The 2,926-nt window shown below is 57.2% G+C and carries 3 protein-coding genes; 1 reads left to right on the top strand and 2 read right to left on the bottom strand.

Translation table 11 applies throughout. The annotated features are described in order from the left end of the window. Positions 1-243 precede the first annotated feature (243 nt). A complete protein-coding gene (locus tag ACMLHG_RS15450) occupies positions 244-1,347 on the bottom strand; it encodes a phosphotransferase enzyme family protein (protein ID WP_295806495.1) in 1,104 nt (367 codons plus the stop codon). A gap of 180 nt (positions 1,348-1,527) precedes the next feature. On the opposite strand from ACMLHG_RS15450, the gene ACMLHG_RS15445 reads away from it, so the two are divergent. Beyond that, positions 1,528-2,388: a PocR ligand-binding domain-containing protein gene (locus ACMLHG_RS15445; protein WP_417171072.1), complete on the top strand. Its 861-nt coding sequence runs from the start codon at positions 1,528-1,530 to the stop codon at positions 2,386-2,388. A 1-nt stretch (position 2,389) separates the two neighbouring features. Here ACMLHG_RS15445 and ACMLHG_RS15440 read toward each other — a convergent pair whose 3' ends face one another. Further along, positions 2,390-2,800, bottom strand: a complete 411-nt coding sequence (locus tag ACMLHG_RS15440; protein WP_294435023.1) for a hypothetical protein — start codon at positions 2,798-2,800, stop codon at positions 2,390-2,392. Positions 2,801-2,926 lie beyond the last annotated feature (126 nt).

Below are 2,926 nucleotides of genomic sequence, written 5' to 3'. Positions count from 1 at the left end.
CCGCAGGACATCCGGGAAACCACTGCGGTCGTGGCGCTGATGCCGGCGGCATCCAGTTCGGTGCTGGTGGCGAAGCAGTACGGCGGCGACCACGGCTTCGCGGGGCAGGCGATTATCGTGACGACGATTCTTTCACTGCTGACGATCCCGCTGCTGATGAAAATTTTTCTCTGAATGTTGCCGGAATGAAGAGAGGGAGTGCGGCGGATTGCCACACTCCCTCTGCTGTTATTATACGGAATTTCAGGACAGCGAATCGGTCAGTTTCCGCATGGCATCGTACTGCTCTTCGATTGACTGCACCAGTTTGAGCTGGGTGCGGCAGCGGTCGAGATTGTGTTCCGGCCGTCTGGTCTTGAAGTAGACGTCGCCCTCCAGATAATCCGTGAGGAACCGGATGCCGATCTCCAGCGTGATCAGTTTGCCGGAGAAGGGGAGGAGGGATTTCTCCAGCGGATTGAGGAAACTGCCCGCGCCGGCGAGATAACCGCGTAGCAGCGCCTCGAACATGGGGAAGCGCATGGTCACCAGATCGAGATTGGTTTCATCCTCCGCCGCCGGGCTGGTGCCGGTCCGCACCATGTCGCCGAAATCGTAGTGCGGTAGTCCCGGCATGATCGTATCGAGGTCGATGACACAGCAGCCGGTTCCGGTGAGGTCGTCGATCAGGACGTTGTTGAGCTTTGTGTCGTTGTGGGTGGTCCGTTCGGTCAGTTCGCCGGCGGCCTGGAGGTCGATCAGCCGGCTGGTTTCATCGCGGCGGGCGAGGATGAAATCCAGCTCCGGGGCGACCTGCTTGAGCCGTCCGGCGCGATCTTCCTTCACCGCCTGTTCCAGCGCGGCCAGCCGGGAGGGCGTGTTGTGGAAGTTCGGGATCGTCTCGTGAAGTCTGCCGTCGAGATCGGCGAGATCCGCCTGGAATCTGCCGAATGCGGCCGCCGCCTGGTAGGCCTGATCGGTGGTTTCGAGGATATCGTAGGTGCGGGCGTTTTCGACGAAGACGTAACAGCGGAAGAAGTTGCCCGCCGCGTCGCGGACAAACGGTTTGCCGTCACGCGCCGGAACCACTTCGAGTGTCCGGTGGCGGGTTTCCGGGTGGAGCTTCCGTTCCTCCCGGATTTTCCGGCCGATGTGGCCGGTCACGCGAACGAAGTTTTCCATCAGCTCTTCCGGTTTGCGGAAGACGTTGGTGTTGACCCGCTGAAGGATGTAATGCACGATGGTGCCGCCCTGATCGAAGGTCACCTGAAAGGTGTCATTGATATGCCCGGTGCCGTACGGAACTCCGATCAGGTATTCGCCGTAGACGGAAAATTGCGACATCACATTGTTTAAATCATATTTCATGGTTCTCTCCCTGCGCGGTGGAGGGGAGGGGGCAAAACGAGAGACAGCACACTCCCCTGGCACATTGTTTTTTACAATATAATGCCGGAAAACGGATTTATAAATGGAAAATTTTGCAACAGGTATGGACTTTTATGCAGTAAGAAGATATAGTAGAGAAAGCGATTTGAAGCGAGGTCGATGATGAGCATGACGCCGTTTGAACTTTTTCTCAGCGACGAAGTCCAGTCGCTGCTGGATCATTTTGCAGCGATACTGGATATCCGGGTCACGTTTTTTTCCGCGGACGGGCGGACGCTGCGCCGCGGCCGTCAGATGCGCAACAGCGATTATTGCCGGATGGTTCAGCGCGAGCTCGGAACACTGCGGCAGTGCGTCTCTCTCGACTCCGACAAGCAGCAGGAGGCGGTCCGGCAGCGGGGAATCATCGATTACCAGTGTCACGCCGGTCTGCGGGAAGCGATTGCGCCGGTTTTCATCCACGACCAGCTGGCCGGATTTCTGATGATCGGTCAGTTCCGGATCAACGACGCGCCGCCGGAATGCATGCTCGAGCGGTGCAGCAGCGAGGAACAGCGCCGGAAGCTGGAACAGGCGTTCCGGGAACTGCCGCGCATTTCCGCGGAAAAACTGGAAAATGTGCTGGGACTCTTCAAGATGCTGATCGATTACATCGTGGTGCGGGAACTCGCTGTCCTGCAGGGGGACCGGTTGCGCAACGAGATCGACCAGTATCTGGAGCGTCACTGCACCGAGCCGATCCGGCTGCCGGAGATGGCGAAGAAGCTGGGGCGGAGTGTTTCGACGATCTCGCAGTTTCTGCGCCGCAACTACCGGACAAGTTTCAAGGAGCTGTTGACCGAACGCCGCCTGGCGAAGGCGGAAGCGTACTGGATGGCCAATCCGGATGCGACAGTCGGGGAGACCGCTTTTGCGGCCGGATTCAGCGATCCATTTTATTTTTCACGGGTATTCAAACGCCACAAAGGGATGCCGCCGGGGGAGTTCCGGGTCCGTTTGCGGCGGCATGTAATCCGTTGAATCAGAACATTTCACGCGGTTTGAATTTGGACGATTTTCCGAAGAGCCGGAACACGGGGCTTCCGAGGGCGCGGTTGTACGCGGCGGCCCGGCTGCGGTACTGATGGAGATTTTCCTGGAGGAGTGAACCGCACTCATCGAAATCGCGCCGGATGAGTTCATCGGTTTCGGAGAGGGTTTCGATGCGGTCGGCGAGTTCGGCGTCGAATTTGAGCTGGCGGGAGATTTCCTTCTCCTCTTCGAGACCGTCGGAAGAGGCGCCGAGGGAGGCGGCCAGTTCGCGGCGGCGTTTGAGCAGCGCTTCGATCTGCCAGCGGATGCGGTCGACCTGATTGCGCAATGTGATCATGGTGTTGAAGAGGAAGATGAAGAGGAGAACGATTCCGACCAGGAACAATTCAAGAACGAACATGGTGCCTCGTTGCAGTTGGTGAATTCAGATTGTAAAACGATAGTTTTTCCATTATTTTCGGATGTTATGTCATAAACTATACCTGTCCGAGGTGAAATTTTCAATTTTTTTTTGAAAAAAGACTTT

The sequence above is a fragment of the Victivallis sp. genome (genome assembly GCF_048170485.1).
In the GTDB taxonomy this organism is placed as follows: domain Bacteria; phylum Verrucomicrobiota; class Lentisphaeria; order Victivallales; family Victivallaceae; genus Victivallis.
The sequence above is the reverse complement of the archived record's forward strand: the minus strand, read 5'-3'. Positions and strand labels throughout refer to the sequence as shown.

What these genes read in the sequence shown, in the direction of transcription:
- ACMLHG_RS15450 (WP_295806495.1), bottom strand. Translation starts at nt 1,347, where the DNA reads ATGAAATATGATTTAAACAATGTGATGTCGCAATTTTCCGTCTACGGC.
- ACMLHG_RS15445 (WP_417171072.1), top strand. Translation starts at nt 1,528, where the DNA reads ATGATGAGCATGACGCCGTTTGAACTTTTTCTCAGCGACGAAGTCCAG.
- ACMLHG_RS15440 (WP_294435023.1), bottom strand. Translation starts at nt 2,800, where the DNA reads ATGTTCGTTCTTGAATTGTTCCTGGTCGGAATCGTTCTCCTCTTCATC.